Annotated in this window: 14 protein-coding genes; 11 read left to right on the top strand and 3 right to left on the bottom strand. The window is 38.8% G+C overall.

The features are described 5' to 3' along the window. Positions 1-46: 46 nt before the first annotated feature. From nusA to truB, 5 genes are all read left to right on the top strand, one after another. The gene (nusA, locus tag V4P54_RS00145; RefSeq protein ID WP_455477154.1) at positions 47-1657 is read left to right on the top strand and encodes a transcription termination factor NusA; all 1611 of its coding nucleotides are present in this window, start codon (positions 47-49) and stop codon (positions 1655-1657) included. Next, positions 1658-2293: an RNA-binding protein gene (locus tag V4P54_RS00140; RefSeq protein ID WP_455477153.1), complete on the top strand. Its 636-nt coding sequence runs from the start codon at positions 1658-1660 to the stop codon at positions 2291-2293. After that, positions 2290-4803 (top strand): translation initiation factor IF-2, encoded by a 2514-nt coding sequence (gene infB, locus V4P54_RS00135; protein ID WP_455477152.1) that lies wholly within the window; start codon positions 2290-2292, stop codon positions 4801-4803. The genes V4P54_RS00140 and infB overlap by 4 nt, the downstream gene beginning before the upstream one ends. A gap of 97 nt (positions 4804-4900) precedes the next feature. Beyond that, a complete protein-coding gene (gene rbfA / locus V4P54_RS00130) occupies positions 4901-5311 on the top strand; it encodes a 30S ribosome-binding factor RbfA (protein ID WP_455477151.1) in 411 nt (136 codons plus the stop codon). 4 nt (positions 5312-5315) lie between these two features. Continuing rightward, positions 5316-6275 carry a tRNA pseudouridine(55) synthase TruB gene (gene truB, locus V4P54_RS00125; protein ID WP_455477150.1) on the top strand — a complete coding sequence of 320 codons (960 nt, stop codon included), beginning with the start codon at positions 5316-5318 and terminating at the stop codon, positions 6273-6275. A gap of 35 nt (positions 6276-6310) precedes the next feature. Here the strand turns inward: truB and V4P54_RS00120 are convergent, their stop codons facing one another. After that, positions 6311-7939 carry an MFS transporter gene (locus tag V4P54_RS00120; protein WP_455477710.1) on the bottom strand — a complete coding sequence of 543 codons (1629 nt, stop codon included), beginning with the start codon at positions 7937-7939 and terminating at the stop codon, positions 6311-6313. Positions 7940-8259: 320 nt separating this feature from the next. Between V4P54_RS00120 and rpsO the strand changes: the two genes are divergently transcribed. The 3 genes from rpsO (at position 8260) to V4P54_RS00105 (ending at position 12087) form a co-directional block, all read left to right on the top strand. After that, on the top strand, positions 8260-8529 hold the full coding sequence (rpsO, locus tag V4P54_RS00115) for a 30S ribosomal protein S15 (protein ID WP_455477709.1): 270 nt from the start codon (positions 8260-8262) through the stop codon (positions 8527-8529). A 282-nt stretch (positions 8530-8811) separates the two neighbouring features. Next, positions 8812-11016 (top strand): polyribonucleotide nucleotidyltransferase, encoded by a 2205-nt coding sequence (pnp, locus tag V4P54_RS00110; RefSeq protein WP_455477149.1) that lies wholly within the window; start codon positions 8812-8814, stop codon positions 11014-11016. A 72-nt stretch (positions 11017-11088) separates the two neighbouring features. Continuing rightward, positions 11089-12087, top strand: a complete 999-nt coding sequence (locus V4P54_RS00105) for a class I SAM-dependent methyltransferase (protein WP_455477148.1) — start codon at positions 11089-11091, stop codon at positions 12085-12087. Positions 12088-12107: 20 nt separating this feature from the next. On the opposite strand, the gene hslU is transcribed toward V4P54_RS00105, so the two are convergent. Beyond that, positions 12108-13418, bottom strand: coding sequence for an ATP-dependent protease ATPase subunit HslU (gene hslU, locus V4P54_RS00100; protein ID WP_455477147.1), 1311 nt, complete (start codon positions 13416-13418; stop codon positions 12108-12110). After that, the gene (gene hslV, locus V4P54_RS00095; protein ID WP_455477146.1) at positions 13419-14000 is read right to left on the bottom strand and encodes an ATP-dependent protease subunit HslV; all 582 of its coding nucleotides are present in this window, start codon (positions 13998-14000) and stop codon (positions 13419-13421) included. A 208-nt stretch (positions 14001-14208) separates the two neighbouring features. On the opposite strand from hslV, the gene V4P54_RS00090 reads away from it, so the two are divergent. The 3 genes from V4P54_RS00090 (at position 14209) to V4P54_RS00080 (ending at position 17667) form a co-directional block, all read left to right on the top strand. Beyond that, positions 14209-15198, top strand: a complete 990-nt coding sequence (locus V4P54_RS00090; protein ID WP_455477145.1) for an asparaginase — start codon at positions 14209-14211, stop codon at positions 15196-15198. A 137-nt stretch (positions 15199-15335) separates the two neighbouring features. Then, positions 15336-16280, top strand: coding sequence for a type I pantothenate kinase (gene coaA, locus V4P54_RS00085; RefSeq protein ID WP_455477708.1), 945 nt, complete (start codon positions 15336-15338; stop codon positions 16278-16280). 13 nt (positions 16281-16293) lie between these two features. Continuing rightward, on the top strand, positions 16294-17667 hold the full coding sequence (locus V4P54_RS00080; protein WP_455477144.1) for a leucyl aminopeptidase family protein: 1374 nt from the start codon (positions 16294-16296) through the stop codon (positions 17665-17667). Positions 17668-17812: the final 145 nt, after the last annotated feature.

The raw sequence follows: 17812 nt of genomic DNA, 5'->3' as shown, positions 1-17812 counted from the left end.
CCACTGTGATCAATGCCCATAGAGTGGCACAAAGAAGGAGAAAACAATGGCTACAAGCGCTAATAAGCTTGAAATTCTGCAAATTGCAGATGCCGTTGCACGTGAAAAGTCTATTGATCGTGAAATTGTTATTTCTGCAATGGCTGATGCTATTCAGAAAGCAGCGCGTTCTCGCTATGGTCAAGAAACTAATATTCGTGCTGAAATTAATTCTAAAACGGGTGAAATAAAATTACAACGTCTTCTCAAAATTGTTGATGTCGTTGAAGATTATACGAATGAGATCGCTTTATCTGACGCACTAAAACATCAAATAGATGCAAAAATTGGAGATTTTTTTTATGATCTCTTACCTCCTATGGACTTTGGACGCATTGCAGCACAATCCGCTAAACAAGTTATTGTACAAAAGGTACGGGATGCAGAACGTGATCAACAGTATGAAGAGTTTAAAAATAAAATCGGTGAAATTATTTCCGGTACTGTGAAACGCGTGGAATATGGTAACGTTATTGTTGACCTTGGGAGAGGTGAAGCCGTCGTACAGCGTGACGAATTAATTCCACGCGAATCTTTTCGATATGGAGATCGTATTCGTGCCTTTGTCAGTGATGTCCATCGTGAACAACGGGGCACGCAAATTTTTCTTTCGCGCACACATCCTCAATTTATGGTGAAACTTTTTACCATGGAAGTACCAGAAATTTATGATGGTATTATAGAAATTAAATCTGTTGCACGTGATCCAGGTTCACGTGCTAAAATTGCTGTTGTCTCACGCGATGGTTCAATTGATCCTGTTGGAGCATGTGTTGGAATGCGTGGAAGCCGTGTTCAAGCTGTTGTTGCGGAATTACAAGGTGAAAAAATTGATATCATTCCTTGGTCACCTGACGCTGCAACATTCATTGTCAATGCTCTGCAACCTGCCGAAGTTTCAAAAGTTGTACTCGATGAAGATGCAGAACGCATCGAAGTTGTTGTCCCTGATGATCAACTTAGCCTTGCCATTGGTCGTCGTGGACAAAATGTTCGTTTAGCATCACAATTAACAGGATGGAATATTGATATTTTAACAGAACAGGAAGAATCTGAAAATCGTCAAAAAGAATTTACTGAACGCAGTAAGTTGTTCATGGAATCCTTAGACGTTGATGAAATGATTGGACAAGTTATGGCGTCAGAAGGTTTCTCCTCTATTGAAGAAATAGCCTATATTAATCTTGAAGAAATCTCTTCTATTGACGGTTTTGATCATGAAACCGCTGTGGAAATACAAAATCGTGCACGTGAATATCTAGAACAAAAAGAAAAAGAACTCGATGAAACACGGAAAAAGCTTGGTGTGTCCGATGAACTGCGTACACTTCCTGGAATGACCAGCGCTATGTTAGTTGCCGTTGGTGAAGATGGTGTAAAAACAATGGAAGATTTTGCGGGATATGCAGTTGACGATTTGGCTGGTTGGAAAGAACGTAAAAATGGCCAAGTGCAGAGCTTCTCTGGTATTCTGACTTCATTTGATGTTACACGTGCTGATGCAGAGGCAATGATTTTAGCTGCACGTGTACAAGTGGGCTGGATAGATCAAACCGATCTTGCTACAAAAAATTCTGAAAATGAAAAAATAGATGGTTTGAGTGAGGATATTTTCTAAATGAATGAACGGACCTGCATAGTGACGAAAAGAAATGCTTCAGCAAAAATGCTGATCCGTTTTGTTATTGGTCCTAATAATCAAATTGTCCCTGATCTTAAATCCAATTTGCCAGGGCGAGGCGTTTGGATTTCTGCTCACCACTCTGCCGTTGAAAAAGCAGTAAAACAGAAAGCTTTTAACAAAAATTTCAAAACAGATATTGAAGTTGCATCAAATCTTGCACACATCGTGGATACACTATTACTGAAAGCTGCTCTTAAAAGTCTTTCTATGGCACGAAAAGCAGGTGCCGTTGTTACAGGAGCAACAAAAGTTGATGCAGCTATCCGTTCTGGTCAAGTCATCCTTGTTCTTCATGCAAAAGGAGCTACAGAAGATGGAAAACGAAAAATTTTACAAGCCATACGCGCAGTACAACAAAAAACAAAGCAAGATATAAAAACAATATCTTTATTTACGAGTGATGAAATGAGTGTGGCTTTTGGAGCTAATCCTGTTATGCATACAGCCTTGTTGAACACGAAGGCTGCAGAAGGATTTCTCAAAACGGTACACAAACTGATCATCTATCGTGACGAACAATACAACCAGTCTGGTAGGATGACGGCACAAGCCGTGAAGGAAGTACAATGAGTGAAGATAACAATGATAAAACAACAGTCAAGAGAACGCTGACCTTAAAACGGTCAATCTCAGAAACCGGCACGGTCAAACAGAACTTTAGCCATGGCCGTACAAAGGCTGTAGTTGTCGAAACTAAACGGCGTAAAATTACACGACATGATGAGAAAATTGAAGCATCACAGCCAATTACTAAGCCGCACGTAGCTACTCAACGCTCTAAACCCAAATTTAAGGAAGACATTCCAAGCAAACCTATGGCTGCAAGTAATCTATCATCAGCAGAGATGGAAGCAAGATTTCGTGCATTAGAAGAGGCGCATATCCAAGAAAAGATAATGCGTAAACAAGCAGAAGATCATGAAGAAAACTTGCAAAAAGCAACTCAAGATACAAAAGCAGACCAGGAAAATGAAATCCCAACGATACAAACCCAATCTCTTCCCTCTAATCCTCCTTTAACAGAGCCGGTAGATATTCCTACAACACCCAAAAACACAGCTGTGATTGAAAAACGCAAAACAGATGACAGCAAAGATAAAGACAAGGATGGCGATAAACATGGCCGGCGAGCTAATTCTACCAAATCGGAAATCCGTAGCCCAAAAGTCGTCAAAGGTGCAGATGAACGGCGTCGTGGAAAACTTACTCTCAATAGCGCACTAGATGAGGAAGGTCATGTCCGTGGGCGATCAATGGCTGCAATGCGTAGAAGACAAGAAAAGTTTAAACGCGCACAAAATCAAGAACAAAGGGAAAAAATTTCTCGCGAGGTTATTCTCCCTGAAACCATTACCATTCAAGAACTCGCACAGCGTATGACTGAACGCTCCGTTGATGTGATTAAATTCTTGATGAAACAAGGACAAATGATGAAACCTGGCGATATCATTGATGCAGATGTTGCAGAACTTATCGCCGTTGAATTCGGACATACCGTTAAACGTGTTTTAGAATCTGATGTAGAAGAAGGAATCTTCAATGTAACAGATAATCCTGAAAAAATGCAACAACGTCCTCCGGTTGTAACAATTATGGGTCACGTTGATCACGGTAAAACTTCTCTTCTCGATGCAATTCGAAAAGCAAATGTTGTATCTAGTGAAGCAGGTGGTATTACACAGCATATTGGTGCTTATCAAGTGCAACAAAATGGGCAAAAGATTACTTTTATCGATACACCTGGGCATGCTGCTTTTACGGCTATGCGTGCTCGTGGAGCCCGTGTTACAGACATTGCCGTCCTTGTTGTAGCCGCTGATGACAGTGTTATGCCGCAAACAATTGAATCAATTAATCACGCCAAAGCTGCTGGTGTCCCGATAATCGTTGCTATTAATAAAATTGATAAGCCGGACGCTAATGCCCAAAAGGTACGAACAGAACTTCTGCAACATGAAGTATTTGTTGAAACTATGGGAGGAGAAACGTTAGAAGTTGAAGTTTCTGCGAAAACTGGTCAAAATCTTGATAAACTTCTTGAAGCTATACTCCTTCAGGCTGAAATTCTTGACTTAAAAGCTGATCCCAAACGAACTGCAGAAGGTGTTGTTATTGAAGCCAAGCTAGATCGAGGTCGTGGATCCGTTGCAACAGTTCTTGTTCAAAAAGGCACATTACATCCTTCTGACATAATTGTCGCTGGTAATGAGTGGGGTCGAGTGCGTGCCTTGATTGATGACCACGGTCGTCATATCAAAGAAGCAATTCCCTCCACTCCTATTGAAATTTTGGGCATGCAAGGAACTCCACAAGCCGGTGATCGCTTTGCTGTCGTTACTCATGAAGCAAAAGCACGAGAAATTGCCGAATATCGTCAACGATTAGCAAGAGACAAAGCCGTAGCACGGCAAACTGGTTCTCGTGGTTCTCTTGAACAAATGATGACTAAATTGCAAACTACGGGCATCAAGGAATTTCCCCTTATAATAAAAGGAGATGTGCAAGGATCAATTGAAGCAATTACCTCAGCTTTAGACAAGATAGGAAATGAAGAGGTGCGTGCACGCGTCGTGCATTCTGGTGCTGGAGGTATTACTGAGAGCGATATTTCTCTTGCTGAGGCTTCTAATTCTGCCGTAATTGGATTTAATGTTCGCGCCAATAAACAAGCTCGTGCTTCAGCTAAAATACAAGGAATTGAAATCCGTTACTACAACATCATTTATGATCTTGTTGATGATATGAAAGCTGCTATGTCGGGATTGCTTTCACCAGAGCAACGTGAAACTTTCCTTGGTAACGCAGAAATTATGGAAGTATTTAACATTACAAAAATTGGGAAAGTAGCTGGCTGTCGGGTCACAGAAGGAAAAATAGAGCGAGGAGCTGGTGTTCGCCTCATTCGTGATAATATTGTCATCCACGAAGGAAAACTGAAAACACTTAAACGCTTCAAGGATGAAGTAAATGAAGTGCAAAATGGTCAAGAATGCGGAATAGCATTCGAAAGTTATGAAGACATGCGTGTGGGAGACATCATTGAAACCTTCCGCATTGAGCATATTAATCGCACATTATAAAAAAATGGTATAACGGCTTTGCTTTCTGTAAAGTATTTCTATTTTTTGTATACTTTAATGATGCAAAAGAGCATATATTTGTAGCAAGGATAAATTTTTGGTAAAAAATGTAGGTCCATCACAGCGACAATTAAGGGTAGGAGAGCAAGTTCGCCATGCCATTGCTTATGTACTACAACGCGGTGTTTTATGCGATAATGTTTTGAAAGATATTGTAATTTCTGTCTCTGAAGTCCGTATGTCTCCAGATCTGAAGATTGCTACGTGCTTTGTTTCTCCTCTCAGCATTCTTAATAACCATTCTCATTCAAATGTTGTCGATATTTTAAACAGGCATAATCGTTTTATTCGTAGAGAAATAAGTTGTTCACTACGGCAAATGAAATACATTCCTGAATTGCGTTTTAGATTTGATAGCAGTTTTGACAATTTTTCAAAAATTGATGCCCTGCTACGTTCCCCTGAAGTAGAACGCGATCTTTACAATAATGATGATTCTAAGGACTAAAAACATGACTTGGCCTCTCTCCCCTAAAAGCCGTTCAGTTTCTGGATGGGTGATATTTGATAAACCGACAGGGATGAGATCAACCGAAGCTGTTTCACAAATCAAGCGTCTTTTTAATGCACAAAAAGCAGGACATGCAGGCACACTTGATCCTCTCGCTTCTGGTATGCTTCCAATTGCATTAGGTGAAGCAACGAAAACGGTTCCCTACGTTATGAGAGGCACAAAAACTTATCGTTTTCACATTGTTTGGGGGGAAGAACGTACAACAGATGATCTAGAAGGTGAAATAACTAAAAAATCTTCTAAACGACCAACAAAAAAAGAGATACTTTCCCTTATTCCTAAATATACAGGAATGATTACACAAACACCTCCACAATTTTCAGCGATTAAAATTGGTGGTAATCGTGCCTATGATATAGCTCGAAAAGGGGAAGTTGCTAAAATTTTGCCACGCCAAGTAAAGATAGAAACTTTCAAATTAATTAAAACCATCACAAAAGAATACTCTATTTTTGAAATAACGTGTGGAAAAGGAACCTATGTGCGCTCTTTAGCGCGCGATATAGGACGTGATCTTGGTTGTTATGGATATATTTCTAACTTAAGACGCATTACAGTAGCACCTTTTTGTGAAAAAGATTTAATCACATGGGATCAGTTGAAAGCAGCAGCACCTGATCTTAATACAGCCAATGTATATGCTTCTTTTTCCAAAAAAGATTTTACAATGCTCGATAAATCTTTGATTGAAACAAGCACTGCGCTTAATCGTCTTTCTAGCTATACTCTTAACGAAAATCAAGCGCAGAGAATAATGAGAGGTAATCCAGTGCTTCTAGGTAATCACAGTACACTCATTGATGAAAATGAAGTTTTTGTAATCTACGAAAACAAACTTCTTGCTATAGGTGTTCTTGATAATAGTCAATTTAAACCAAAACGTGTCTTTACAATTTAATACACCGTCGCATAGAATAATTTCTTTAAGCACGCTTAAGGCAAGTGATTACCGGAAGATTTTAAGTGCATATCATTGATCTGTGGAATTGTCTGACGTTCAATCATTCGGTGCACTCTTATACCATTAGGTGCACAATTCAATTGGCGCAGCTGTTCATTTACCTCAGCATCTATTTTTGTGCTACGATGGTTATGACGCAAATAATCTACCCATGTTGGCATATGATAAGCTTCTGTCCAATATTCAGGTCTTTCAAGATCACGTAAAAGAACCCATTGACGAGCACCATCACGTAAACGAATACGACGACGACGTGTCATCACTTTAAGAAATTCTTCAAGATCATTCTCATGAATTTGATAATCAATCATAATCATAATCGGACCACTTTGTGCCTTTAGATCAAGCAAAAGCTCCGGCTCTCTGAAATGATCAAGAGGGTCAAGATCTATCTTAGGTATTTCTTGAATTTTAAACTTTATCCCTGCAAAAGCTCCAAAAATTAAGAATAAAGCACAAATACTCAAGGCAACAGCTGGGGAATAACCATCAGCAAATACTCCCCAAATTATGCTTCCAATAGTCATGCCACCATAAGATGTTGTTTGATATAGTGCCAAAGCACGTGCAACAACCCAACGTGGTGTAGAAAGCTGTACAGACGTATTGAATAATGACAATGCCAAAACCCAACATAATCCTGCGGGAAATAAAGCAAGATGGCTGATAATCAATGATCGACTCATTGCTAAAAGAAAGGAAGAAAAGGCAAAACCAATAAATGCACTTGCAATAATCATCTCTGAACTAAAATAACGCCGAACGAATGAATTAATAAAACCAGCTACAATTGCTCCAAGGCCAAAACAACCAAGCAATGTCCCATAAAGAATTGCATTTCCCCCAAGAATTTTATGTGCAACAATTGGCAACAATGCCAAGATGGAAATCGCCCCAATACCGAAAAGAAAGGACCTAACCATAATGCTAAGAAGATTAGGTGACATCGCAACATAGCGTAAGCCATCTGAAACAGCTCCTAAAAGTCTTTCTCGTGGCAATGGATTGCTTTTATAGATTGGTTTCCACAAAAATAAAACGCACATTAAAGGAATATAACTTATAGCATTGAATAAAAAAGCTGCGCTTATACCCAAAGTGGCAATAATAACACCACCAATAGCAGGACCTATACTACGCATTAAATTCAAGCCAACACTGTTCAAACTAACAGCAACAGGGATATCTTTTCTGCTCAAAATATCACCTATTGTTGCTTGCCAAGAAGGATTGTAAAAAGCGTTCCCGCACCCAATCAAGAATGTAAAACACAACAAATACCAAGGTGTTAAAAATTTTATATAAGATAAAACAGACAAAATAACTGACACAATCATCATTGTAATCTGCGCATACAGCATAATTTTGCGCCGATTAAAATTATCAGCTAATGCCCCTGCCATCAAAGATAACACAACAAGTGGTAATGTCATCGCACTTTGAACAAGCCCAACCATGGAATGCGAAGAGCCAATCAACGCCATCAACCAACCCGCTCCAACTACTTGAACGAGCCCCCCTAAATTAGAAACGAGAGTAGCCACCCATAAATTGCGAAATATTGAATTACGAAAAAGTTTTAATGCTGAAATATTCTGTATCTTTTGCCTATAATCCGGCATCTTGTCGCTTTCACTCCCACTAATATGCTATGAAAATCAGACTTTATATCAAAATAATGCACAATTCTCTGGAAGCCTCTCATAAAACAGCGTTAAAATCAATATGTAACAATAAAACCATCTATAAAGAAAGAATACCTTCAATATGCTTTCAAGGACTAGCATTTTAACCTTCTTTCCTATATAAATACCAGAACAGGTGAGAGTCTTCGGCTCTTCTTGTTTTATCATAGACCCTTGCTGAACGACATCTCGGCTCTGGGTGTCTTTTTTTGTTCGTTTTTTGAAAGGATAGTATGATGTCGATTACAGCTGAACGTAAACAAGCTCTTATTGCAGAATATGCAAATAAAGTCGGTGATACAGGATCACCAGAAGTGCAGGTTGCTGTACTTTCTGAACGCATTGCTAATTTGACTAACCATTTTAAATCTCACAAAAAAGATAATCATTCCCGCCGTGGCCTTTTAAAGATGGTATCACAACGTCGTCGTCTCCTTGATTATCTTAAAGGAATTGACCAAACTCGCTATCAGACACTTATTGGAAAGTTGGGTTTGCGTCGCTAAAAAAATGATAACTAGGTGGTATTTGTAAAGATCCCATTATTGATATTGATCTAGCTTGCTTCTTTTGATTTCAGCTTTCTGTTTTTAATTAGAGCTTGATGAGTGATTGTTGTGGGACAAAATTGTTGGTTGTATAGCGTTGAATATTGCAGTTTGCTTCTCTCTTTTCGAGAAAATATGGGGATGCTTTATCATTCTGATAATGGTTTCAATATACTGCATAAAACTGGAATATGAGCACTAGGCATTTAAAATGTGAAAACCGACCATTAAGGATAAAAAATGTTCAAAACGCATAAGGTAGAAATTGAATGGGCCGGTCGGCCTCTTACCCTAGAAACAGGGAAAATAGCACGTCAAGCTGATGGTGCAGTAGTTGCCACCTATGGTGAAACTGTTGTTTTAGCAACTGTTGTATCAGAAAAAAACCCAAAACCAGATCAAGACTTTTTCCCACTCACCGTTAATTATCAAGAAAAATCCTATTCTGTTGGTAGAATACCTGGCGGCTACTTCAAGCGTGAAAGCAGACCAACCGAAAGCGAAACTTTAGTCTCACGTTTAATTGATCGTCCAATTCGTCCTCTCTTCGTCAATGGTTATAAAAATGATACACAAGTTATTGTTTCTGTTTTACAGCACGATCTAGAAAATAATCCTGATATCCTCGCAATGATTGCATCCTCTGCCGCATTAACTTTGTCAGGTGTCCCCTTCATGGGGCCTATTGCAGGTGCTCGTGTTGGCTACTTTAACGGACAGTACGTTCTCAATCCTAATATCGACGAAATGCCTAAATCAAAGCTTGATCTTGTCGTTGCAGGAACAGAAAGTGCTGTACTTATGGTTGAGTCAGAAGCTCAAGAATTGCCAGAAGATGTCATGCTAGGCGCCGTCATGTTTGGTTACAAAGGCTTTCAGCCTGTTCTCGATGCCATTATCAAGCTTGCTGAAGTTGCTGCGAAAGATCCTCGTGATTTTATTCCTGAGGATTTATCAAATCTTGAAAAATCTGTGCTGGAAACAGCCGAACAAGATATAAGAAAAGCTTATACAATCACTGATAAACAAGAACGTTACGCTGCAATTGACGCCATAAAAACAGAAATTATCAATAGATTTATTACAGAAGCTAGAGAGGACTGTAAGTTTACTGTAGAGCAAATCACAACCGTTTTTAAACAATTGCAAGCAAAGATTGTTCGTTGGAATATTCTCGATACAGGAAAACGTATTGATGGACGGGATCTTTCAACAGTACGTTCAATTCAATCAGAAGTTGGTGTTTTGCCTAGAACACACGGATCAGCACTCTTTACTCGTGGAGAAACACAAGCCATTGTCGTTGCAACACTTGGAACTGGTGAAGATGAACAATATATTGATTCTTTAACGGGTATGTATAAGGAAACATTCTTGCTACATTACAATTTTCCACCATTTTCTGTAGGTGAAACAGGACGTATTGGTTCTCCTGGACGCCGTGAAATTGGACATGGAAAATTGGCATGGCGTGCAATCCATCCTATATTACCAGGAAAAGAATCTTTTCCATATACTGTTCGTGTTGTATCTGAAATTACTGAGTCAAATGGATCCTCTTCAATGGCAACTGTTTGTGGAACTTCGCTTGCACTGATGGACGCCGGTGTCCCTTTAACACGCCCTGTTGCAGGTATTGCCATGGGACTAATTAAGGAAGGTGAACGCTTTGCAATTTTGTCCGATATTTTAGGAGATGAAGATCACCTTGGTGATATGGATTTTAAAGTAGCAGGTACAGAAAATGGTATCACTGCTTTACAAATGGATATCAAAATTGATGGTATTACTGAAGAGATTATGAAAATTGCACTTGAACAAGCCAAAGGGGGTCGAATCCATATTCTTAACGAAATGGCTAAAGCTTTAACCTGTGCACGAGATGAACTTAGTGAATTTTCTCCACGCATTGAGATTATGAATATTTCTGTCGATAAAATCCGTGATGTTATTGGATCTGGAGGAAAGGTAATCAGAGAAATTGTAGAACGCACTGGGGCTAAAATTAATATTGAGGATAATGGAACAATTAAGATCGCCTCTGCTGATGTTAAAACTATCGAAGCAGCAAAGCGTTGGATTCACTCAATTGTTGATGAACCGGAAGTAGGTTCTATCTACCAAGGAACAGTCGTAAAAACGGCAGAATTTGGTGCTTTTGTGAATTTTTTTGGTTCACGAGATGGGCTCGTTCATATCTCCCAACTCGCTGAGGAACGTGTTGCGAAAACAACAGATGTCGTTAGAGAAGGTGACAAAGTTTGGGTCAAATTAATGGGCTTTGATGAACGTGGTAAAGTTCGACTATCGATGAAAATTGTCAATCAACAAACTGGAGAAGAAATTACGAGTTATGAATCGATAAAAGCGGAAAAAGAAATGAACTCAGAAGAAAAAAGTGGATCCTCAAGTAATAAATCCCGTCGAAAGAAAAAAGAGGAATGATCTTTTTCTTTCGTTGTGGAACAAAATGCTATCTTAGTCACAAAATAACGTTTTTCTTTGAAAGAAGCACATGTGTTACCATTTTTACCTTTTAAAAATTATGAACTCCCACAACCCTATCCAAGCGAATGCTGGATAGGTTTTGGCTTAACTGAAATCCCTAACCATGAATGGAAACAACATTTAGAAATCATAACACCTTGGCGTCCAGACTTTTTAAAATTTACTAATGATAAATTTCGCTGTTCTCCTAAAATAGATAAAACCCTTACCTATGATGGTGCGCTTTTGCAATTAAGCAAGTATCGTGGTTTTAACCAGAATTTTTTCCTTGACTTATTAGAATGCGTTAAACCCGATGGGTGGATTATCATTGGAGGTAATAAAACTACTGGTGCAGCCTCAATGATGAAATGGATCCAAAGAATCGTTCCAATCGCCGGAAAATTATCAAAAAATCATGGTATCGTGTTCTGGATTCAAGTTCCACAACAGGTGGACAGGAAAAACATCTTATCTCTACGCTCACCACCTCTCACCTTTGAAAATAAATTTCGAACCACTTCTGGAATGTTTTCGCACGGTCGTGTTGACCTAGGCTCTGCAGCGCTCGTTCCATATATGCTTAAAACCGTTTCTGGAAAAACCGCTGATTTTGGAGCTGGTTGGGGCTTCCTTTCTTATAAAGCACTTGAAAAATGTAAAAAATTAACCTCTCTTGACCTTTACGAAGCTGACTACAATTCTTTAGAAGCAGCAAAGCGGCATCTAAAGTATTTAATGAATCGCCTACCGATTAATTTTTATTGGCTTGATCTTGTGCAGGAACCCGTCACATATCTATATGATACGATCATTTCAAATCCACCCTTTCACACGCAACAAACAATAGACATATCATTAGGTCAGCATTTCATTATAAAGGCTGCAAAATGTCTCAAACCAAATGGCAATTTGCTTCTTGTTGCTAATCGCCACCTGCCCTACGAAATATTATTAAAAAGCATTTTTCGCACAATATCAACACATGAAGAATCTCAAGGATTTAAAGTCATTGAGGCACGCTTGTAAACAAAAACAAGAGATAACTTTCAAAGAATGAAACGCGAGAGGTCAACATCTGCAGCAAGATCACCTACGGATTGTCGAACATAGGCAGCATCAACTTTAAATGAAGTTCCAGCTTTATCGGGAGCAGTAAAAGAAATCTCATCTAAAACGCGTTCCATAACTGTTTGTAAGCGCCGAGCACCTATATTTTCAATCCTAGCATTTAAATCTACCGCAATATCTGCCAGAGCATCAATGGCATCATCAGTGATTTCCAAATGAACCTCTTCTGTTGCCATCAAAGCAATATATTGCTTAATCAGACTAGCTTCAGGTTCGGTCAAAATGCGTCGTAAATCTTCCCTTGTTAGAGCATTTAGCTCCACGCGAATAGGCAAACGACCCTGAAGCTCTGGTAATAAATCAGATGGCTTAGCAACATGAAATGCACCTGAAGCAATGAAGAGAATATGATCTGTTTTGATTTGCCCATATTTTGTAGCAATCGTCGTTCCTTCAACCAAAGGCAAAAGATCTCGTTGAACCCCCTCACGCGAAACAGCAGCACCAGCTCCACCATCTCTGGTTGCAATCTTATCAATCTCATCAATAAAAACAATCCCATCATTTTCAGCAACACGCAGTGCCTCTTGAATAATCTGATCTTGGTCAAGAAGCTTTTCGGATTCATCATCCATAAGTGGCTTAAAAGAATCCTTCACTGTTGTTTTGCGAATCTTGGTTCTGCTACCCATTTTTCCGAAAATATCTGATAAATTCATGATCCCCATCTGTGCACCAGGCATACCCGGGATATCAAAAGTTGAAGCACCACTGCTGTTGTTATCAGCAACTTCAATTTCAATTTCTTTGTCATCCAACTCACCCTCGCGTAATTTTTTGCGAAAACTATCTCGAGTAGCAGGACTTGCTGTTTTACCAACAAGAGCATCTAAAACGCGTTCTTCAGTGTTAATATGAGCCTTTGCTTTTACTTCATCTCTTTTCTTTTCACGCACAAGAGAAATGGCAATCTCAACAAGATCACGAATAATTTGCTCGACATCACGCCCAACATAACCAACTTCAGTAAATTTGGTAGCTTCTACCTTAACAAAAGGCGCTCCAGCAAGTTTTGCTAATCGACGCGCTATACCCGTTTTGCCAACACCTGTTGGCCCTATCATCAAAATATTTTTAGGCATAACCTCTTCACGCATTGGATCATCAAGTTGCTGTCTGCGCCACCGGTTACGCAATGCAATAGCAACAGAGCGTTTGGCATCATTTTGTCCAATAATAAAACGATCAAGTTCAGAAACAGTCTCGCGAGGGGAAAATACAACACACATTCAAATAGCTTTCTCTAAAGAAGATAACTCTGTACCCAATGTTTCAATTGTAAAATGGTCATTGGTATAAACACAAATTTTAGCAGCAATATTCATGGATTTACGAGCGATAGCTTCTGCGTCCAAATCCGTATCCATAAGCGCCATTGCTGCTGAAAGGGCAAAATTACCTCCAGAACCAATAGCCATAACTCCATCTTCTGGCTCTAATACATCACCGAGCCCTGTTAAAGCTAAAGTTATTTTCTTATCTGCCACAAGCATCATTGCTTCAAGACGACGCAAATAACGATCTGTTCGCCAATCTTTTGCAAGTTCTACACATGCGCGCATAAGTTGATCAGGATATTGCTCAAGCTTTGTCTCTAACCTTTCCAACAACGTAAAAGCATCTGCTGTAGCACCTGCAAACCCAGCGATAACCACCCCATTTTTTCCAAGACGCCGTACTTTACGTGCATTTCCTTTCATAACAGTTTGGCCAAGTGAAACTTGACCATCTCCAGCCATCACCACCTTATCGCCCTTTCGCACAGTAATGATAGTCGTCCCATACATTGTGTCAGGCTTATGTTCCGCCATAAGGAAGCTCCCTAATATTGATTTCTCTTCACAAAACGCACAATCTAATTGCTGCTACCTTTATTTAAGAACATATACAGCAAAACACAATAATTAAGAACTAAGCACAACTTAATTTGTTGAAGTAAAAAAAATGATATCGTTGTTGTCAATGCAAATTGTTGCTAAATAACACTTGTAAACAGTTTGCGTCTTTGAAGGAAATATTATGAAAAGAATAGCTGTAGGAACATTGGGAGGAACAATTGCAATGGCTGCTGATAATTTTGGCCAAATGCAACCAACTTTAACCTCAGATTTACTGATAAAAAGCGTTCCTAGTCTAAATGATGTTGCTGATATATATGCACAAACATTAACACAATTGCCTAGTGGATCTTTATCATTTAAAATTCTTTTTGACATAATCGAATGGGCAATACAGCAAATAAATGATGGCGCAGAAGGTATTGTTTTAACTCAAGGTACTGACACACTGGAAGAAACAGCCTTTTTTCTTTCTCTTTACTGGAATAAAGCTGAACCGCTCATTGTGACTGGTGCTATGCGTATGCCATGTGAAGCAGGCGCTGATGGACCTGCTAATATTTTAGCAGCAACTCGAGTAGCTGCCCATCAAAGAAGCAGAAACAGAGGTGTTCTAGTTGTAATAAATGATACGATCCATTCACCTTACTGGGTTCAAAAGAGCAATACTGTCAAAACTGAAACATTTCAGTCAGAGTCAGCAGGTACTCTGGGAACTATTTTGGAAGAAAAATTGATTTATTTCAATGATAAAAGCTTTTTTCCTATGATTTTTAAGCCTCCTAAAAAAGATAATCACCAAGTTGCTATTTTGTATTCCTCTTTATCCTCTGATATAAGATTAATAGAATTTTGCCTTAAAAGCGGATATTATGCAGGTTTAGTCATAGCTGGTTTTGGAGCAGGACATTGCAGTTTTCAAGAAGCAGACATTATCCGACAATATGCAAAAAAAACTCCCATCATTATAGCTAGCCGCTGCTACAGTGGCTCAACAACTCGTAAAACTTATGGATATAAAGGGTCAGAAACAGATATGATAGATTCTGGTGCTATTATGTCTGGTTATTTATCACCGGTAAAAGCGCGTTTACTTCTGTGGACTTTTTTAGCACAAGAGCTATCATTAGAACAAATAAAAACGTGCTGGAATGACTGGACTATAAGCTAATTAAAAATTACTTGTCATCCTAAAATAGGAAGGTATGCGAAATAAAATAATCCACTTCATTATCAAAATTTTTGAAAAAACAAATGATTGATACAACTATACCTAAAATTGAGCAACAAGATGATCTCATAAAGCCTATCTGTGACCGGTATTCACCCTACAGTGTCTTTACCGCACAAGAATGGTCTCAATTCCGTGCAGATACACCACTTACTTTAACCTTTGATGAAATTAAACGTTTACGCTCCATTGATGATCCTATTGATCTTGAAGAAGTGCAGCGTATCTATCTTTCTTTGTCTCGTCTGTTATCCTGTCATGTCGAAGCAGTGCGAACACTTTTTCAAAAACGTCAGCAATTTTTGCATAAAGAAGGCACAAAAAAAACTCCCTTTATCATTGGAATTGCAGGCTCTGTTGCTGTAGGAAAATCAACCACTGCTCGCATACTTCAAGAACTTTTAAAGCGTTGGACATCTAGTTTTAAAGTTGATTTGATAACAACAGATGGATTTCTTTATCCTAATGCTGTGTTACAGCAAAAAAATCGTTTAAATAGGAAAGGATTTCCTGATTCCTACGACACAAAAAAATTGCTAAACTTTCTTTCTTCCATAAAAGCAGGAATTGGCAATGTTAGCGCCCCACTTTATTCTCATATGGCTTATGATGTTTTGGAAAATCAAGAAGCTATAATTAACCATCCAGATATCTTAATTGTTGAAGGAATTAATGTTCTACAGGTTAGTGATCTACCAAAAGATGGAAAAGTCATCCCTTTCGTTTCAGACTTTTTTGACTTTTCAATTTATGTGGATGCTGAAACAGAGGTCATTCGTCGTTGGTATTTAGAACGTTTTAAACGCTTGCGTAGGACATCTTTTCAAAATCCTCAATCTTATTTTCATCGTTACGCCCTCCTCAAAGAAAAAGAAGCTTTGAAAATTGCCGAAGACATCTGGCAAACCGTTAATTTGAAAAATTTACAAGAAAATATATTACCAACCCGACCACGATCTAATCTCATTCTGAGAAAAGGAAAGAATCATTTGGTCGAGTATGTTGCACTCCGGCGGCTATAAGGATACTATAAGCATGAACCTACATAATATTAATTTTACTTCAACACGCATTAACAACAGTTGTCCTATCTTCTTAGTTAATCCAGAAATTCTTTCTGACTTATCATTTAATGAAGCAACAGTGACATGGATGAAAGTCAATGATTTCTCCGGAAAAGCGGGACAAATGTTATTTGTGCCTCACCAAGATGGACATCTAAAAAAAGTTTTATTCGGACTTGGTGACAGTACTGATTCCTTTATCACAGGTCTCCTTGCTAAACAGCTCCCTACTGGTAATTGGCACCTAGAGGGGCCAGCTGCAAACGAAATAAATACTTACCTTGGATTGGCATTTGGAAGCTATCAATTTAACCGTTATCACCAAACACCCTCCCTTAAAAAATTATCAATCTATGTTCCTGATACAATTGATCGTAATGAGCTTGAACGAATTTATAAGGCTGTCTTTTTCGTTCGCGACCTCATCAATATTCCAGCAAATGAGATGAATCCTGAAACCCTCGAGAAAATAGCGTACCAACTTGGAAAAACTTACAGTGCTCATACAAAAATCATTCGTGGAGATGAACTCTTAACTCATAATTTCCCAATGATTCATGCTGTAGGGCGAGCCAGTAGCACTGCACCTCGTCTGATTGAATTAAACTGGGGACAAGAGAACCATCCTAAGATGACACTAGTTGGCAAAGGAGTAACTTTCGATACTGGAGGGTTAGATATTAAATCGGCCAACAATATGCTATTAATGAAAAAAGATATGGGAGGCGGCGCACATGTTTTAGGCTTAGCTAAACTTATCATGGATGCAAAATTACCTTTTCGTTTACGTGTTTTAATACCAGCTGTTGAAAATGCAATTTCTGCAAATGCCTATAGACCAGGAGATATTCTAAAAAGTCGGAAAGGTTTAAGTGTTGAAGTTGGAAATACAGATGCTGAAGGTCGGCTCATTCTTGCCGATGCACTTGCTTATGGTGATGAAGAAAGTCCACAATTTATGCTGTGCATGGCTACCTTAACAGGAGCAGCCAGTATAGCATTGGGCCCAGATCTTCCTGCATTTTATTGTAATGACACAAAATGGGCACAGAAAATTTTTCAATCCTCTCACGCTGTTTCCGATCCCCTTTGGCAAATGCCGTTTTGGAAACCATATCAGGAAGCATTATCCTCACCAATCGCTGATCTTAATAATATCACTGGAAATAGCTTTGCTGGCTCCATAGTTGCAGCCTTATTCCTTAATTGTTTTGTTGAAAAAGCAAAATGCTTTGCTCATTTTGACCTCTTTGGATGGGTTCCAAAAGAAAAACATGGTTACCCTGTCGGTGGTTCTGCACAAGTTATTCGTGCTCTCTATAATCTTTTCAAGAATCAAATTTGACACATAATATCCACAAACATCGGTAATCTCGAATATTCAGAGATGTTAAACAAACATCTTTAAATTGTGATTTTGTGCTTTATTCTGGAACGCACAAATCTTACTGATGCGACTTCTATTATTCTATTTAAAGTCGACAAAATAA

The organism is Bartonella sp. B41, from assembly GCF_053795765.1.
This window is presented reverse-complemented; position numbering and strand designations above follow the sequence as displayed.

Excerpts from the sequence above, each read along its gene's own strand:
- nusA (WP_455477154.1), top strand. The coding sequence starts at position 47 with ATGGCTACAAGCGCTAATAAGCTTGAAATTCTGCAAATTGCAGATGCC.
- truB (WP_455477150.1), top strand. The coding sequence starts at position 5,316 with ATGACTTGGCCTCTCTCCCCTAAAAGCCGTTCAGTTTCTGGATGGGTG.
- V4P54_RS00090 (WP_455477145.1), top strand. The coding sequence starts at position 14,209 with ATGAAAAGAATAGCTGTAGGAACATTGGGAGGAACAATTGCAATGGCT.
- V4P54_RS00140 (WP_455477153.1), top strand. The coding sequence starts at position 1,658 with ATGAATGAACGGACCTGCATAGTGACGAAAAGAAATGCTTCAGCAAAA.
- rpsO (WP_455477709.1), top strand. The coding sequence starts at position 8,260 with ATGTCGATTACAGCTGAACGTAAACAAGCTCTTATTGCAGAATATGCA.
- infB (WP_455477152.1), top strand. The coding sequence starts at position 2,290 with ATGAGTGAAGATAACAATGATAAAACAACAGTCAAGAGAACGCTGACC.
- pnp (WP_455477149.1), top strand. The coding sequence starts at position 8,812 with ATGTTCAAAACGCATAAGGTAGAAATTGAATGGGCCGGTCGGCCTCTT.
- hslU (WP_455477147.1), bottom strand. The coding sequence starts at position 13,418 with ATGTGTGTTGTATTTTCCCCTCGCGAGACTGTTTCTGAACTTGATCGT.
- hslV (WP_455477146.1), bottom strand. The coding sequence starts at position 14,000 with ATGGCGGAACATAAGCCTGACACAATGTATGGGACGACTATCATTACT.
- V4P54_RS00080 (WP_455477144.1), top strand. The coding sequence starts at position 16,294 with ATGAACCTACATAATATTAATTTTACTTCAACACGCATTAACAACAGT.